This is a genomic window from Larkinella sp. (assembly GCF_965227735.1).
GTDB lineage: Bacteria > Bacteroidota > Bacteroidia > Cytophagales > Spirosomataceae > Larkinella.
The window spans coordinates 4,214,899-4,232,128 of record NZ_OZ245776.1; the positions used below are offsets into that span (position 1 = coordinate 4,214,899).

Here is a 17,230-nt window from a genome sequence, read left to right on the forward strand (position 1 = left end):
GTAGTAATTTTTGTGGGTGCAAATGTAGAGATTTTTTCTTTTATACCAAATAGTATGGCAATTCTTCAGCAGATTTTATTTGTAGCGGCTCTGGCAACGGCGGGCTGGTTTCTCATCCGACGCGCTGGACTGATCCGGCGCGCCATCCAGCTCGGGCAGCCGGAAAACCGCACCAACCGGCCCAATGAGCGGTTTTCCATCATGCTGCGCGTGGCTTTTGGACAGAAAAAAATGATGACCAACCTCACCGTCGGGCTCATGCACTTCGTCATTTATGTCGGCTTTATCATTGTCAACATCGAGGTACTGGAAATTGTGCTCGACGGGATTCTGGGCACCCACCGGCTTTTTGCGCCCTACACCGGCGCGCTTTATCCCTTCCTGATCAACACCTTCGAAATTCTGGCACTGGGCGTCTGGATCGTCTGCGCGGTTTTTCTGATCCGGCGGTTTATGACGAAAGTGCCGCGTTTCCAACCGGAACAACACCGCGAAATGACCCGATGGCCCCGCACTGACGCGGCTTTGATCCTGATTTTTGAAATTCTGCTCATGACGGCTTTCCTGACCTGGAATGCGTCGGACAGCGTTCTGCGTGAACGCGGAGTAGGGCATTATGGCGAGTTGAGTACCGTCGGCACATTTGTCGTCAGCCAGTTTCTGATGCCGTTGTTTGCCAACTGGAGCGACGCGGCTCTGGTGGTTTGCGAGCGGTTTACGTGGTGGTTCCACATTCTGGGCATTCTCTTCTTTGCGGTGTATCTAACCTACTCCAAACACCTGCACATTGTGCTGGCTTTTCCGAACACGTACTTCTCCGACCTGAAACCCAAAGGCGAAATGAAGAACATGGCCGACATTACGAAAGAGGTGCAACTGGCCCTAGGCATTGCTCAGGCCGATCCGAACGAAGCCCCGGCCGAACCGGGGCGGTTTGGTGCCAGAGACGTACGGGATCTGACGTGGAAGAACCTGATGGATGCCTACAGTTGTACGGAATGCGGACGCTGTACAGCCGCCTGCCCGGCCAACATCACCGGCAAAAAACTGTCTCCGCGCAAAATCATGATGGATACCCGCGACCGGCTGGAAGACATTCAGCGCGGCTGGCAGCAAAACGGCCCCAGGCATGACGACGGCAAAACGTTGCTGGGTGATTACATCACCGCCGAGGAAATCAACGCTTGTACGACCTGCCAGGCCTGTGTGCAGGAATGCCCCGTCAACATCAATCCGCTGGACATTATTCTGCAACTCCGCCGGTATAAAATCATGGAAGAGGCTCAGGCACCGGCTTCGTGGAACGCCATGTTCAGCAACGTCGAAAACAACATGGCGCCGTGGAAATTTTCGCCCGGCGACCGGTTCAACTGGGCCGATCAGGTCAATCAGTAGACGATGTACACTGGCCGTCGGCTGGATTTTTAGGAAGCCTCTGCGCCATCCTGAAAAAACTGGCTACTTTTACTCCTTAACTAAATGAAGGGAGGAGATAACAACTTCCGGGGTCGTTGCCACTTTTGTATGTCCGTACTTTTTTTGAAGATCGCTATTGCGTTGGCTGGTTCGTTGGTGACGATCGGGGTCGTGCGTTTCCGGAAAACGATTGATCAGGTGAGCCTGCGGCAACAGGGACCGATTCTGCTGACGGTTTTTGTGTTGCTGCGAATCATCCCGTTTGTCGTCGTCTACATTTTGATGGGCCAGAAATCGGGTTCCGACATCCCGGTTTTCTACGATGCTGCCCTCCATGCCATGCAGGGGGAAGTGGTCTACCGCGATTTCTGGACGCCCTACAGCCCGCTATTTCCGTATGTTACCACACTGTTGCTGCCTTTCTGGAATAGCCCCAACGCGATTGTTCTCCTGATGATTCTCATGGAAGGCGTAGCACTCTGGCTGACCTGGCGCGCCTACCGAACCGAGATCCGGGGCCTTTTTCTGCGCATGCTGACCTATCTTACGCTCGTCGGCCCAATGGTGCTGTGTGTGTTAGGGGGGCAGGAAGACATCTGGATGTGGCTCTTTGGTGCGTTGTCTGTGCTGGTCTGGCAACGTACGGGCGACAGTTTATGGATTGGCGTGGTGCTGTCTCTGGCCCTGATATTCACCAAAGCCCTGCCGGTTTTACTGATTATTCCGGTATTGTTTCTGGTCGAAAAACCGGTGCGCTACATCATCGGATTAGCCATCACCGGTTTGCCTGCGCTGGGAATTCTGGTGGCGCTCGTGGGAACCAAATTCACGACGCCCATGTCGATTGCCGAGCTGCCGTTCGCGCCCAATCTCTGGACGGTGTTGAGCCCGATCACCGGCGATTTCCGGAGCTATTCCAGTCTGTTGCTCTGGGGGGGCATTGGCTTGACCGTGATCGTCACCACCCTGGGTGCCATGATATTGAAGCAGCGGATGTCGTATGCCAAAGCCTTACCGGTTTTGTGGACCCTGTGTTTTTGCTTTATGATGTTTATCCACAAAAATTCGTTCAGTAATTACGCGTTTATCTTTCTGATGCCGATGCTGCTCAATACCGTCGATCTCAGAAGCCGCCGGCAGGTGGCGGTGCTGATCCTGTTCAATGCGCTGGTCGTGATCCAGCCTTCGTACTGGTGGCGGATGGGCAATCCGATTTTTACCCAATGGAGCGATCTGACGTCGATGGCGAACCTGATCGAATACGCCATGGAGTTGACCATCATGGGCTGCCTGGTGTATTTTCTGCATCACCTTTACCAAATGATCAGCCACAATCAATTCCAGCACGCCAATGCACCGGTAGAGTTTCCATTAACCCGATAACCAACGATGAACACCGAAACCAACTACCAGGTGCCGACGATGGCCGACCTGGCCGCCAAAGGCGAAACCCCGGAAGTGCTTTTCTGGGTGGGCTGTGCCGGTTCGTTCGACGACCGGTATAAAAAAGTGACCATCGCTTTTGTCAAAATCCTGAACCACGTCGGTATCAAATTCGCCGTTTTGGGAACGGAAGAAACCTGTACGGGCGATCCGGCGCGTCGGGCGGGCAACGAATTTCTGTTTCAGATGCAGGCCGTGGCCAACATTCAGGTGCTGGATGGCTACGGGATCAAAAAAATTGTGACGGCCTGTCCCCATTGCTTCAATACGCTCAAAAATGAGTACCCTGAACTGGGCGGCACCTACGAAGTGATCCACCATTCGCAGTTTCTGCAACAACTCATCAACGAAGGCAAAGTGGCGCTGAAAGGAGGAGGGACGTTTAAAGGCCGCCGGATTACCTACCACGATTCGTGTTACCTGGGACGCGCCAATAAAGTCTACGAAGCGCCCCGCGAGGTGTTGCAGGCACTGGATGCGGATCTGGTGGAAATGAAACGCTCCAGAACAAAGGGGCTGTGTTGCGGAGCCGGAGGAGCGCAGTATTTTAAAGAACCAGAACCCGGCCGGAAAGACATCAACGTAGAACGCACCGAAGAAGCCCTTTCGACCGGTGCCGACACCATTGCCGTGGCCTGCCCGTTTTGCATGACGATGATGACCGACGGCATCAAGAACAAAGACCGGGAGGATTCGGTCAAAGTCTACGACCTCGCGGAACTCGTTGCGCAGGCGCAGAGTTTGTAAAGTAAGATTTGAAAACGCCATGTGGATTTCCTTCAACCAACTTCCTGATACCGCCCGCGTCTGGGTTTACCAGTCGGCCCGCCCGCTGACTGACGCCGAAGTGGCGGCCATTGAAACCGATTTGCAACCCGCCGTCGATGGCTGGGCCGCTCACGGAACACCGCTGCTGGGTTCGGCCCAATTGCTGAACAACCGGTTCTTGATCGTTGCCGTCGATGAAGGTCATCACCTGCCGAGTGGTTGCTCCATCGATTCGTCCGTTCGCTGGGTGCGGGAAATTGCGCAGAAGCTCAATACCGATTTTTTTGACCGGTCGGCGGCTTTTGTAACGGCTGATGGGTCGATTGAAACCGTTGCTCTGCCGCAGATCAAAACCGCCGTTGCTGAAGGACGCCTGACGCCCGACACGACGGTTTTCAACAACCTCGTGGCTACCAAAGTGGAATTGCTCAGCAACTGGCAGATCAAAGCTGCTGATTCGTGGCTGAAACGGTATTTCAAAAACGTAGCCGTCTGATTGCATCATGGCCGAAACGCTGGTACTTCCAAAAACCGCCCACCGGCAGGAAATCTACGAAAGTTTACTGCCGCAACTCCGCGCCCTAACCGACGGTGAACCGGATCTGATTGCCAATCTGGCGAATATTTCGGCGGCCTTAAAAGAAGCCTTCGGTTTTTTCTGGGTCGGTTTTTACCTCAAAAAAGACAATCAATTGGTATTAGGGCCGTTTCAGGGACCGATTGCCTGCACCCGGATTCAGTTTGATAAAGGCGTTTGCGGGGCCAGTTATTCGCGCAAAGAAACGATTCTGGTACCGGATGTCGAGTTGTTTCCGGGGCATATTGCGTGTAGCTCTGCTTCAAAGTCGGAAGTGGTCGTGCCGGTGTTCGACCAAGCCGGTGCTGTCGCGATGGTTTTGGACGTTGACAGCGACCAACTGAACGACTTCAGCGAGGTGGACGTGCGGGAACTGGAGAAAGTGGCCGCGCTCATCAGCTCGTTCTTATAAAAAAATCAGCCGCGTTTAAAACCGTCCGTTCAGGCAAGTTTAACCGCCCGCAACACATCCCGCTTGTGGGCGGGTCCACGGTGTTTCTCAACCAGAAAACCGGCGGCTCTCAGATTCCGCTTCACCGAACTTTTTGAACAGTAGGTCGTCAATAATCCGCCCGGATGCAGCATAGCGGCCAGTTGTTCAAAAACCGCCTGCGTCCAGAGTTCCGGTTGCGCTTCGGGCGCAAAGGCGTCAAAATAGATCAGATTGAACCGGTTCTCGGTTCGAAAATCCTCCAAACGGCCCTCGTATTTCAATAACTGAAAAAAAGGCGTGATTGCAACCGGGCGGTTCCACGGCGCTTCGTGTAGAAAATTCAGGTGGTGACTTCCCAATAAAACGTCAAAATTAAGCTGACTGGCTTCCTCCAGCGAAAGTGGCTGGGCTTCTACAGCCGTATACGTAACAACCCGTTGTGACTTTTCGGCTTCCAACAGCGTCAAAAGGGCATTCAGACCCGTACCAAAACCCATTTCAAAGATGCTGATCTCTTCAAACCGTTTGAAAGCTTCATATAAACCCAGTTCGATATAAACCCGCTGCGATTCCTGCAAGGCCCCAAAAACGGAGTGATAATGCTGTTTAAATTCCGAATTGTAGGCCGAACTAGAACCGTCGTGGGTCAGAACGATACGCGTTTCTGTTTTCTTTTCAGGATTCCTCATGTATCTTCGCAAGCTCAAAAAATCAATACTATGCTTCAACGCATCCAAACCATATTTCTGTTCCTCATTGTCGTTTCCATGGCGTTGCTACTGGGCTTCCCGATTTGGGAAAAAACCGGTGCGACTCCCACCGAAACCGCCAGCCTGACGGCCTGGCAACTGGTGTACACCCAAGGCATTAGCTCACAAATTACGCCGGTTTATTACCTCGCCCTCATGGCGCTGGTAGTCGCCGGGGTATCGTTGTTCACGATTTTCAAATACCGGAACCGGTTGCTGCAAATGGGTCTTTGCGCCATCAATGCCATTGTGCTGACCGCCCTGATGGGTTTTGTCTTGTACCTGACGCTCTACAAAGGCAAGGATTTTTTCAACCCGGATGACCAGGGACATTTCCGCTACGGTTTCTTCGCCATCGTAGCCGCCCTGATTTTCAACATGTTGGCTAACCGGTTTATCCGCCGGGACGAAAAACTGGTTCAGGAGTCGAATCGCCTGCGCTAGAGGAGTTATGAGTTAAGAATGAAGAGTTAAAAATGAATGCGTCAGCCAACCGCACGGGCGACCCCGTCTTAACTCTTAACTAAATCAGGCCTTCTTTCAGCAGATCGTGGAGGTGAATGAAGCCTTTGATTTGGTTATCGACGGCGACAATCAACTGCGTAATGCTGCGATCCTGCATGATTTTGAGGGCATGCGTGGCATATTCGTCGGGGTCGATGGACAGGGGTGAAGGGGTCATGATGTCTGAGGCCCGCAGATGCCCGAGGTCCAGCGTATCGAAGCGGTTTAGCATCCGTCGCAAATCACCGTCGGTGACAATACCCGCCAGTTGACCGTTTTCATCGGCCACGGCGGTGGCTCCCAGCCGTTTCGAGGTCATCTCGATAATCACTTCGTGAACCGTCGCGTTGAGGGGAACGGTCGGAATTTCGTGATGTGGATAAATATCGCTAACTTTTAGGTACAGCTTTTTGCCCAATGACCCGCCGGGGTGGAAACGGGCAAAGTCCTGACTGGTAAATCCCCGGGCATTGAGGAGGCTAACGGCCAGCGCATCGCCGAGGGCAAGGGCCACAGTGGTGCTGGTGGTCGGAACCAGATTGAGCGGATCGGCTTCGTGTTCGGCGTAGGCTTTCAGAACAAAATCGGCCTGTACACAGAGATACGAACTGGTTTGAGAAGCCAGTGCGATCAATTTGGCACCGGTTCGCTTCAACAGTGGAACGAGAACTTTGATTTCGGGAGTGTTTCCACTCTTGGAGATGCAAAGTACCACATCGTTGGTCTGGATCATTCCCAGGTCGCCGTGAATCGCGTCGGCTGCGTGCATAAAAAGCGAGGGCGTGCCGGTGGAGTTGAGGGTAGCGACAATTTTTTGTCCGATTATTGCACTCTTTCCAATTCCGGTGACCACAACCCGGCCGGAAGTTTGCAGAATCGTTTCAACGATTTGCTCAAATTGGTCGTCGATGCAGTCCATCGCCTGCCGAATGGCTTCCGACTCAGCCAGCAGCACATTTCGGGCGGTAGACTGAATATTTTTTTTAACTAATTTCAATGTTGCTTTTGTCAATCGGTTTTTGACTAATTTTATAAAGGCAAAGATACAACCAAATAAAGTGTAGTAACCTTCCGCAATTTTGAGATGACGACGACGCAGTTAGATCCATCGGTGCAGGTATCTCTAAAAGAGAAGCTAAAAGATATATTCGGATTCAGCCAATTCCGGGGCGACCAGGAAGCGATTATCCATAATATTCTGGCAGGGATCAATTCATTTGTAATTATGCCTACTGGAGCCGGCAAATCCCTGTGCTACCAGCTTCCGGCCATTTCCTCAGAGGGAACGGCCATTGTCATTTCTCCCCTGATTGCCCTGATGAAAAACCAGGTCGATCAAATGAATGCCTTTGGTATCAACGCCCAGTTTCTGAATTCGACGCTGAGCAAGGCGGAGATGAATAAAGTCAAGAAAGATACCCTGAACGGTACGCTGAAACTGCTTTACATCGCCCCCGAATCGCTGACGAAAGAAGAAAATCTGGACTTTCTGAAAAAGGCCAACATTTCGTTCGTAGCCATCGACGAAGCGCACTGTATTTCGGAATGGGGCCACGATTTCCGGCCTGAATACCGCAAAATCCGGGGTATTATCGACAACATTGGGAATCTGCCAGTGATTGCTTTGACAGCCACAGCCACGCCGAAAGTGCAGTTGGACATCCAGAAAAACCTGCAAATGGAGGATGCCCACATCTACAAAACGTCCTTCAATCGCAAAAATCTTTACTACGAAATTCGGCCGAAAGCCGACGCAAAAAAGCAGCTCATCCGCTACATCAAGAACAACAAAGGCAAGTCCGGCATTGTCTATTGCCTGAGCCGGAAGATGGTGGAAGAGATTGCGGAACTGCTGAATGTCAACGACATCAAGGCGCTGCCGTATCATGCTGGGCTGGATTCGCAGACGCGCATGCACAACCAGGATGCTTTCCTGAACGAAGACGTGGATGTGGTGGTGGCTACGATTGCGTTCGGCATGGGGATCGACAAACCGGATGTGCGGTTTGTGATTCACTACGATGCGCCCAAGTCGCTGGAAGGCTACTACCAGGAAACCGGTCGGGCGGGTCGCGACGGGCTGGAAGGCAACTGCCTCATGTTCTACAGCATCGACGACATTGTCAAACTGGAGAAATTCAACAAGGACAAGTCGGTTACGGAGCGCGACAACGCCAAACACCTGCTCATGGAAATGGTGTCGTATGCGAATCTGGGCGTCTGCCGTCGCCGGCAACTGTTGAGCTATTTCGGAGAATACCAGGACAAGGACTGCGGATTCTGCGACAATTGCATGAAACCGACCGAGAAGTTTAAGGCACAGGACGAAATCGTGCTGGCGCTTCAGGCCGTTTTGCAAACCGATCATCGTTTTGATGCGGCTCACCTCGCCGATGTGCTGACGGGTACTGAAAATCAGTACATTACGAGCTATGAGCACCATAAGCTCGACGTTTACGGCAAAGGCAAAGAGTTTAACGAAAGCGTTGAGTTCTGGTGTTCGCTCATCCGGCAGATTACGATTTACGGGTATCTGGACAAAGATGTCGATAACTACGGCGTCTTGAAACTGTCGGTGAAGGGTCAACACTACATCGAGGATCCGTATTCCATCACCTTATCGAAAGATCACAACTACGAAATCGACGAGGAAAAGGCTGAAGACGAAGATAAGGACAGCAGTATGTCGTCGGGCAGTGCCTACGACGAAGCCCTGTTGGGTCTGCTCAAAGCCCTGCGGAAGAAAATCGCCAAAGAAAAGAACCTGCCCCCGTATGTCATTTTCCAGGACCCATCGATGGAGGAAATGGCAACGACCTATCCGACCACGCGGGAGGAAATGGCCCAGATCAACGGGGTCGGCATGGGGAAAGTCGTGAAATTTGGCAAACCGTTCATCGACCTGATTGCCAAATACGTCGAAGAAAACGACATCGAAACGGCGAAGGACGTCGTGGTGAAGTCGATGGTCAACAAGTCGAAGGTCAAGATTTTCATCATTCAGCAGATCGACCGCAAGGTGGATCTGGAGGAAATCTCGGAGTCGAAAGGCCTGACGATGGAAGATTTGATTGAAGAAATCGAACACATCTGTTATTCCGGAACGCGCCTGAATCTGGATTATTACATCAACCAGATCATGGACAGCGACCGGCAGGACGATATTTATGACTACTTCATGCGGGCCGAAACCGACAACATCGGGGTGGCCATGCGGGAGTTTGCCAACGACGATTATTCTGAAGAAGAGTTGCGGTTAATGCGTATTAAGTTTTTATCGGAAGTAGCAAATTAAATGATGAATGATGAACGATGAATGATGAGGTTGGAATTCATCATTCATCGTTCATCATTCATCGTCGCACGGGCGACCCCATCATCATTTATAATGAATATACTAATACTTGGATCGGGCGGAAGGGAACACGCATTTGCCTGGAAAATAGCGCAAAGTCCACTGTGTAACACCTTGTTTGTCGCACCCGGTAATGCCGGAACAGCCCTGGTCGCCACCAATTTGCCGATTGCCTTCAACGATGCCGATGCCATCGCGGAGGCCGTTCAACAACACGAAATCGATTTGCTGATTATTGGCCCGGAAGAACCGCTCGTGAAAGGGCTGGTCGATACGCTGCGGACTCGAAAAAATCTGGAAAAACTGCGGATTGTCGGACCGGATCAGCGCGGTGCCCAACTCGAAGGCAGCAAGGATTTTTCGAAGCAATTCATGCAGCGGCACGGTATTCCAACGGCGGCATCGCGGACGTTTACCGCTGAAACGCTGGAAGAAGGGCTGGCTTATCTGGACTCGCATCAACTGCCGGTGGTGTTGAAAGCCGACGGTCTGGCGGCCGGAAAAGGCGTTATCATTGCCGAGTCGATTGCTGAAGCCCGTACGGTGTTGACCGATATGCTGACTGGCGGGCGATTTGGCGAAGCCGGAAATAAAGTCGTTGTCGAGCAGTTTCTGAAAGGCATCGAGTTGTCGGTCTTTGTGTTGACCGATGGCGTTAACTACAAAATTCTGCCCGAAGCCAAAGATTATAAGCGTATCGGCGAGGGCGATACCGGCCCGAATACCGGCGGCATGGGGGCGGTTTCGCCCGTGAAATTTGCCACGGCCAAGTTTCTGAGCAAGGTCGAAGAGAAGATTGTCAAGCCGACGCTGGCGGGTTTGCAAAAGGAAGCGATTCGCTATCAGGGCTTTATCTTTGTCGGCCTGATCAACGTCAAGGAAGAACCTTATGTCATCGAATACAACGCCCGGATGGGCGACCCGGAGACGGAAGTCGTGCTGCCGCGCATTCAGAATGATTTTGTGGAATTGATGGTGGCAACGGCCGATGGCGAACTGGATAAAATTCAGCTCCAGATCTCCCCGCAAACCGCCGTGACCACCGTCGTCGTGTCGGGCGGCTATCCGGATGCGTACGAGAAAGGCAAGTCGATCACCGAACTCACGATGCTGGACGACGTAACGGCTTTTCATGCCGGCACCAAACCGGGCTTCAATGGACACGTGCTGACCGATGGGGGCCGCGTGCTGGCGTTGACAGCCGTCGCCAACTCACTCGAAAATGCGGTGATGAAGTCGCAGAAAGCGGCCCGCGCGGTGCAGTTCGAGGGGAAATATTACCGGAAAGATATTGGGCTGGATTTGATCCGGTATCAGGATTAATCAGACACGTTTATACAAAAAAACCGCCCCACTTTGGGGCGGTTTTTTTGTTGGCTTTCGATTGGCTGCTTTCTTAAATTTCCACTAGTTGGGGTACGCCCCGGATGGGCAATTCATACATGGCTCCGGGATCATCGTCAAAGCCCACTAAGGAGTGAGCTTTCAATTCTTCGATAGAATTATAAACGCGAACCCGATCGATCTGTGTTTTGTCCTGAACGTCGAGATGAGCACGCAGCAAATCAATGATTTTATCCATCTTCTCATATGGTTCCCAGCCAGCCATGGAAGGGGCACTAACAGCCAGAATATAGGAGTTCCGTACAAAACCGGGATAGGCTTTGCCGAGCATGAACGCATTTATTTCAGTTCCCTCTTTTCGCGCATTTTCAAACACGCTTCGGAGTGCATTTACCAATGATTCCGTGCCCATGATAAAAAAGTAGTAATGGCATTTAAAAGGAGGAAGTATAACAAATATAGTACGAAATCGGCTGAAAAACCGTATGCCCCTATCAAACCAAAACCGACTGCAAGAGCTGATGTAGATTTGGTAGGGGCACACGGTTTTTAATTGCAAATGGACTCGCTTGATCAACCTCAATACTTCGCAGGCTGATTGGGCTTTGGCGTTGATTTTTTGATGAAATTCCGGATATCCTCGTTGGACGTCACCAGATCTTCCTGACGCAGATACATCATGTGGCCGCTCCGGTAGCCTTTCCAGTCCATCCGGGTTTTGAGTTTTCCGCTGGGGTCCATCTGCCACATGTTATACTGGGCATTGAAGTAATCGCAGGCCCCGTCGTAATAGCCGGATTGGACCAGCAGGTGCAGGTACGGATTCTGGGCCATCGCCTGCCGGAGGTTTTCGCCCGAGCGGTCGGCGTTCTGACCCGCCCGATCCCAGGGATGCACCGGCCCGAACATGTAGTATTTCAGGTCGGTTTTGTAATTCAGGAATTCCCGGAAATAGTAGTTGATGGGAGCCGCAAACGAGTGCAGCCACGACGTCAGCTCCGGAGAATAGTCCGGACGCTCGCCCGCATCTTCCCGGTCGATTCCCAGGTAACGCGAATCCAGCCGACCGACGGTGTGGCCTTTGTCGCGCAGTAACTCCTTCCAGAAGAAAGACGCCGGAATGTCCATATTGTGCTCCAGCACCACTTTTTCCGACAAACCGGAATACCGGGCAACTTTGGCGGCAATCTGCTTTTTCTTCTGCGGATCCAGAAAACCGCCCATCGTCAGCGCCGGAATAAACTCGTTGATGGTGAATTGCTCCACTTCCGGCAGCATGGCCGTCAAGTCTTTCTTTTGCAGGTCGTCGGGCAGCACTTTGTGATACCAGGCCGTGGCCGCATAAAAAGGCAGCATGTTGGCAGCCGCCACCGGCCCGCTCCGTTCGATTCCCAGATCAGTCGGTGACACCAGGATCACGCCATTCAGATACATCCAGTTGGCATTTTGCAACTCCAGCGCCAGGCCCGACACCCGCGTGGTTCCGTAGCTTTCGCCGATGAGGTATTTGGGCGACGGCCAGCGGTTTTTGCGGCTCACGAAGGTGTTCAGCCATTCGGCCAAATATTTGATGTCGGAATTTACCCCGAAAAACTTCGAGCGCGGCACGTCCTTGCTGGCCGGGCGGGAATAGCCCGTGTTGACCGGATCGATGTAGACGATGTCGGCCACATCCAGAATGGAATTCGGATTGTCTTTGAGCGTGTACGGCTGTAACGGATAACCTTCGCTGTCGATGTTCAGCAGTTTAGGCCCCGTATAGGCCAGGTGCATCCAGACCGATGCGGTTCCCGGACCCCCGTTGAATGAAATGACCAGCGGCCGGGTGGTGCGGTCTTTGACGTCCGTCCGTTCGTAGTAGGTATAAAACACCCCGGCAATGGGCTTGCCCTCTTCGTCCCAAACCGGCTGTGTTCCCACCATCGCCGTGTAAGGCACTTTGACGCCCTTGATCGTAACGGTATGCGATGTCGTGATGGTGGAGTCCATCGGGAGCCTTAGGTCGTTGGGGCCGGGTTTGGCCGAAGGCGCACCCGCTGGTCGCGGAGCGGTTTCCGCAGCCGCCGGTGGCGGGCCACCCTGTCGGCGTTGCGCAAAAGACAAGGAACCCGTGGTAACAGCCAGCAGGAGTAAAACTACAATTCGTTTCATGTGTTGTTGGGGTTATAAAATCAAGTAGTTCGGTTTAGTATTTGGCGGGTTGATCCGGTTTAGGCAAGGTTTTTTTGACGAATTCGCGAATGTCTTCGGTCGAGGTGGCGAGGTCTTCGTCGCGCAGATACATCATGTGGCCGCCCCGGTAACCTTTCCATTGCAGGCGGTTTTTCAGTTTGCCGCTTGGGTCCATGTTCCAGAGGTTGTATTTGGCGTTAAAATAATCAGTCGCGCCGTCGAAATAGCCCGATTGAATCATCACGTGGAGATACGGATTCTGGGCCACGGCCTGGCGGAGGTTTTCGCCCGTGCGGTCGGTGTTCTGGCCGGCGCGGTCCCACTGCCCGGTTTGGCCGGAAATGAAATACTTGAGGTCGGTTTTGTAGTTCAGTTTTTCGCGCAGGTAATAATTGATGGCGGGCGTAAACGAATGCTTCCAGGAATCATACTCAGCCGCATAATCAGGACGCTCACCCGCTCCCTGCCGGTCGATCCCCAGATAGCGCGAATCGAGCCGACCCACCGTAAAGCCTTTATCCCGCAACAGTTCTTTCCAGTAAAAAGACGAAGGAACCGCCAGGTTGTGTTCGAGTACGACTTTTTCCGACAAACCGGAATATCGGGCGATTTTAGCCGCCATCTGCTTTCTTTTTTCCGGCTCCAGAAAACCGCCTTTGACGATGGCCGGTGTCAGTTCATTGATCGTAAATTGCTCCACTTCCGGTAGAATGGCATCGAGATCTTTCTGCTGCAAATCGGTGGGCAGCACTTTGTGGTACCAGGCCGTGGCGGCATAATACGGCAGCATGTTGGCAGCCGCCACCGGCCCTTTCCGGTCGATGCCCAGGTCGGTGGGTGACACCAGAATCACGCCGTTCAGATACATCCAGTTGGCGTTTTGCAACTCCAGCGCCAGGCCCGACACCCGCGTGGTTCCGTAGCTTTCGCCGATGAGGTATTTGGGTGACGGCCAGCGGTTTTTACGGCTCACAAACATGTTCAGCCACTCGGCCAGGTACTTAATGTCGGCATTGACGCCAAAAAACTTCGATCTCGGAATCGAATCATTGACGGGCCGCGAAAAACCGGTGTTGACGGGTTCGACGTATACAATGTCGGCCACGTCCAGAATGGAATGCGGATTGTCCGTGACGCCGTACGGCTGAACGGGGTAACCTTCGCTGTCGACTTTGACGCGCTTGGGACCCGTATAGCCGATGTGCATCCAGCAGGAAGCCGCGCCCGGACCGCCGTTGAAAGAAATGAACAAGGGCCGCGTCGTCCGGTCGGTCACATCGGAACGTTCGTAATAGACGTAAAACAAACTGGCGATGGGCTTGCCGTTTTCGTCATAAACCGGTTGTGTACCGGCGGTTGCTTTGTAAGGAACCACTTTTCCTTTAATGGTAACCTGATCGGTGGTCGTTACGGCCGCATCCAGTTTCAGCGAGCGGTTTTGGGCAAAGGAAGAAAGGGTAGTCAGAAAGCACGCCCAGAAGAGGGGAGCAAGGTATTTCATGATGTGATGGGTTAAAAGGACTGATGTTTAGATGGTTCCGGTTCACAAACCCGTTAGTTTTCCGGGTTTGATGTCCAGTTGATTGATCGTTGTGTTCAAGGCATCGAGTTCGGTTTGTTGGCCCGTTTGCTTATACAGTTTTGCCAGCGCGACATAACTTTCGGTATTGTACGGATTTTGCGCCAGCGACTTTTTAAAGGCAGCCACGGCCTCCCCGGTTTTTTTATTCAGAAGTTGTAACACCCCATCCGATTGCAAAGCCGCCGATTGGTAAACCGCATCGCCCTCCGTCGAAAGGGTTTTGTACAGCGTTTCGGCTTCCGGCAACCGGTTGGATTCGGCCAGCAGCCGCACCAGGCGTTGTTTATACAGCCCCGTCAGGGTTTGTTTGTCAGCCAGTGTTTTTGTCAGGAAGTACGACACGGAATCCGGTTTTTGCAATTTGGCATAGCCTTCCGCAATCCGCAGATCAAAATCCGGGCGAGCGTTTTTCCCCGCATCCAGAATCCGCTGCACCTGCTTCATGGTTTCAATGGCTTCCTGGTAGCGGCCGTTCGCCAGCAAGGCGTCGGCATACAAACCCCGTAATTCATAATTCTGGGGCCGTTGCAACACCAGCTTTTTCAGCCCATCGAGCTGGTCGGCATAACCCAGCATGGCGCGTCGGGCCGCGGCAAAAGCCCGGGCATCGTCGCGCCGGTCGCGCAGGTAGGTCGAGACATCCGGCCCGTTGGCGGCATAGTCCTCAGCCGCTTTGATGGCTGGTCCCAGGAGCGCATTCTGCACATACATTTCCCGCAACTGAATGGATAGCGTGGCCCGGGTCTGGTAATCTTTTTCCAGATCCAGCGCCTTTTGCAGCCAACGTGCCTGGGTTTTAATCAGCTCGTCGTGGCTTTTGTCCGGCGTATGGCTGGCTTCTTCCCACTGCGCATAGGCGGCATATACCGGCGCGTAGTTCGGGTCGATTTCTTCGGCGGTTTTGATGTACGTGTAGGCCTGATCAAAGGCTTTCTGTTGTTGCTTCAGACGGGCGTAGGCCAGATACGCGGGCTGGTATTTTTTATCGTAAACCAACGCCGTATCCAGAAACGCAGCGGCTCGGGCCGGATCGGTTCTGACAACTTTGTTGCTCATGTTCAGGTAAACCTGCGCCCAGTTGGAAGCCATCACCGCCTTGTCGCCGTCGAGATACGCCCGTTCCTTTTTCACCAGCGCGTCCAGGAAAGCATACATTTTCGGGTCCCGGCTTTTCAGTTCCGCGGTTGTGTTCATCGACTTGAAGTCGAGCGGATGCACTTTCATGGGTTCAAAATAGGCCGGGTAGGTCTGGGCAAAATACTCCGATTCGTTGTTCTGGGAGTAATAATCCAGCGTCAATCCGTTTTTCATGGCGTTGTAATACAGGGCCCGGATCTGCCGGTTTTCGGCGTCGGTCAGCACGCGACCGTGGAACAGGTGGACGTATTCGTGCAGAACGACATTCCGTTCCTGATAGGCTCCCCGCTCGACGTATTCAATGGCCGCAGCCCCGCTTCCCACGCCCCGAATGTCCATCCACTGGCGGTTGTCAAAGGTGGTGTTGTACCGAAAATGGGGCGCACGCATGGCCAGTGCCAGATCGATGTGCAGGGGCGGCACCACAAAGGCGTTATCCTGTTTGGACAGAAACGGAAAATACACCACGCTGGTGTACATCTGATTCCAGACCATCGCCTTGGCCCGGTCGCCGGGATAATAGCTCAGGTCGGGAAACACGTTGACGAAGTTCTCCGGGTCGCTGATGCGGGTGGTTTTCAGCACATTCGTGGTCGAATCGTACGTCATCAGATACGGAATCCGCTTGGATTTGATCACCGCCGATAAGCCGTTGTGGGCCGGGCCATAGTGGGTTTTGGTAGCCAGAATAGACCGGAAAATGGTTTCGGCCGAATCCAGATTGCTTTTTCGGTTTGGGTTATCAAAATCACTGTAATAAAGCGATGCGCGGTGCATGGCGGGCAAAACCGACTGCGGATATTCCTTGCCGACCCGGTGCGTCACGGCCAGGGCGCTAGCCAGTTGATTCGTCCGAAACAGCCGGTCGGCTTCCTTTAGTTTTTCCCGAATTTCTTTCTCATCCTTGTCGGCATAGTCGGCATAGGTCAGGTTGGTGTGGCCGTTGCCCCAGTGCCAGTGCGTCTGAAAATGCAGGGGATTGATGTTCAGGGCGAGTTGCCACTGGGCTGCCATGTCGTTGAGCTGCGTGGCATCGATCCGGCGCCAGATGGCATAGCCGTAACTGAAACGGGCATCGGCGTTGAACGGGTCGAGCGTGAGCGATTTCACCAGGGGTGCTTCGGCTTTTTCGGGGTGCTGATCCCAGAAATATACGTTCGCTTCCAGTTGGTAGGCGGCTGCCAGCGACGGATTCTGCTTCTGAAGCTTTTTGGCAACGGCCATAGCCTCGGTGTAGTTTTTCTGCAACAGCAACGCGCGGCCCAGCACAATCGCCGTTTCCGCATCCGTCGGATGACTGGCCAGAATGGACCGGCACTGCTCGACTGCGTTTTGCAAATCCCAGGCTTCAATGGCCAGAACCGCTTTCAATTGCCGGCCCCAGCGGTTGTTTTTATCCAGCGACAGGGCTTTTGTGACGGAGCTTTCGGCCTTTTTAAAGTCATTGTTCAACCAGTCGTATTCGGCTTGTAGCAACAGCTTTTCAACCACCGTCAAGCCTTTTCCGGTTTTCATTTCGGCCAGGGCTTGCGGCCACAACCCGAGGTCCAGCATTTTTTTGACGGTTTTAGCCTTGCCCGTCGTTCGGTTCGCCTGGCTGAGCAACTCCGCGCGTGCTTTTTCCAGATCAGTCTGCGCCTGGCGTGTATCACCAACCTGCTGCGCCATTACCGCAGTGGTAATGGCGAGCAGGAAAAGTAGCGGAAAAGACTTTTTCAGCATGTGAAAAAAGAGTTTAGGTCTAACCGGA

Annotated in this window: 14 protein-coding genes; 8 read left to right on the forward strand and 6 right to left on the reverse strand. The window is 53.0% G+C overall.

Annotation, left to right across the window (positions count from 1 at the left end; genetic code table 11):
* Positions 1–54 precede the first annotated feature (54 nt).
* From ACO064_RS16545 to ACO064_RS16565, 5 genes are all read left to right on the forward strand, one after another.
* Positions 55–1,395, forward strand: coding sequence for a 4Fe-4S dicluster domain-containing protein (locus tag ACO064_RS16545; protein WP_421828367.1), 1,341 nt, complete (start codon positions 55–57; stop codon positions 1,393–1,395).
* Between the two features lie 129 nt (positions 1,396–1,524).
* Entirely contained in the window at positions 1,525–2,799 is a 1,275-nt protein-coding gene (locus tag ACO064_RS16550) for a hypothetical protein (RefSeq protein WP_421828368.1), read from the forward strand.
* Positions 2,800–2,805: 6 nt separating this feature from the next.
* On the forward strand, positions 2,806–3,606 hold the full coding sequence (locus tag ACO064_RS16555) for a (Fe-S)-binding protein (RefSeq protein WP_421828369.1): 801 nt from the start codon (positions 2,806–2,808) through the stop codon (positions 3,604–3,606).
* A gap of 19 nt (positions 3,607–3,625) precedes the next feature.
* Positions 3,626–4,123, forward strand: coding sequence for a hypothetical protein (locus ACO064_RS16560; RefSeq protein WP_421828370.1), 498 nt, complete (start codon positions 3,626–3,628; stop codon positions 4,121–4,123).
* Between the two features lie 7 nt (positions 4,124–4,130).
* Positions 4,131–4,616: a GAF domain-containing protein gene (locus tag ACO064_RS16565; protein WP_421828371.1), complete on the forward strand. Its 486-nt coding sequence runs from the start codon at positions 4,131–4,133 to the stop codon at positions 4,614–4,616.
* A 29-nt stretch (positions 4,617–4,645) separates the two neighbouring features.
* Here ACO064_RS16565 and mnmD read toward each other — a convergent pair whose 3' ends face one another.
* Positions 4,646–5,326 carry a tRNA (5-methylaminomethyl-2-thiouridine)(34)-methyltransferase MnmD gene (gene mnmD / locus ACO064_RS16570; protein ID WP_421828372.1) on the reverse strand — a complete coding sequence of 227 codons (681 nt, stop codon included), beginning with the start codon at positions 5,324–5,326 and terminating at the stop codon, positions 4,646–4,648.
* A gap of 30 nt (positions 5,327–5,356) precedes the next feature.
* Here mnmD and ACO064_RS16575 point away from each other — a divergent pair, with 30 nt between their 5' ends.
* Positions 5,357–5,830 carry a DUF4293 domain-containing protein gene (locus tag ACO064_RS16575; RefSeq protein ID WP_421828373.1) on the forward strand — a complete coding sequence of 158 codons (474 nt, stop codon included), beginning with the start codon at positions 5,357–5,359 and terminating at the stop codon, positions 5,828–5,830.
* Positions 5,831–5,909: 79 nt separating this feature from the next.
* On the opposite strand, the gene ACO064_RS16580 is transcribed toward ACO064_RS16575, so the two are convergent.
* Positions 5,910–6,887, reverse strand: coding sequence for a KpsF/GutQ family sugar-phosphate isomerase (locus tag ACO064_RS16580; RefSeq protein ID WP_421828374.1), 978 nt, complete (start codon positions 6,885–6,887; stop codon positions 5,910–5,912).
* 87 nt (positions 6,888–6,974) lie between these two features.
* Here ACO064_RS16580 and recQ point away from each other — a divergent pair, with 87 nt between their 5' ends.
* Both recQ and purD read left to right on the forward strand, forming a co-directional pair.
* Positions 6,975–9,185, forward strand: coding sequence for a DNA helicase RecQ (gene recQ / locus ACO064_RS16585; protein WP_421828375.1), 2,211 nt, complete (start codon positions 6,975–6,977; stop codon positions 9,183–9,185).
* Between the two features lie 93 nt (positions 9,186–9,278).
* Positions 9,279–10,568 carry a phosphoribosylamine--glycine ligase gene (gene purD / locus ACO064_RS16590; protein ID WP_421828376.1) on the forward strand — a complete coding sequence of 430 codons (1,290 nt, stop codon included), beginning with the start codon at positions 9,279–9,281 and terminating at the stop codon, positions 10,566–10,568.
* Positions 10,569–10,641: 73 nt separating this feature from the next.
* Here the strand turns inward: purD and ACO064_RS16595 are convergent, their stop codons facing one another.
* The 4 genes from ACO064_RS16595 to ACO064_RS16610 all read right to left on the reverse strand — a co-directional run bounded on the left by ACO064_RS16595 (position 10,642) and on the right by ACO064_RS16610 (position 17,202).
* Positions 10,642–11,001, reverse strand: a complete 360-nt coding sequence (locus tag ACO064_RS16595) for a hypothetical protein (protein WP_421828377.1) — start codon at positions 10,999–11,001, stop codon at positions 10,642–10,644.
* A 167-nt stretch (positions 11,002–11,168) separates the two neighbouring features.
* Complete coding sequence (locus tag ACO064_RS16600; protein ID WP_421828378.1) at positions 11,169–12,740, reverse strand: S10 family peptidase; 1,572 nt, start codon at positions 12,738–12,740, stop codon at positions 11,169–11,171.
* 34 nt (positions 12,741–12,774) lie between these two features.
* Entirely contained in the window at positions 12,775–14,262 is a 1,488-nt protein-coding gene (locus ACO064_RS16605) for a S10 family peptidase (RefSeq protein WP_421828379.1), read from the reverse strand.
* A gap of 42 nt (positions 14,263–14,304) precedes the next feature.
* Positions 14,305–17,202 (reverse strand): tetratricopeptide repeat protein, encoded by a 2,898-nt coding sequence (locus tag ACO064_RS16610; protein WP_421828380.1) that lies wholly within the window; start codon positions 17,200–17,202, stop codon positions 14,305–14,307.
* Positions 17,203–17,230 lie beyond the last annotated feature (28 nt).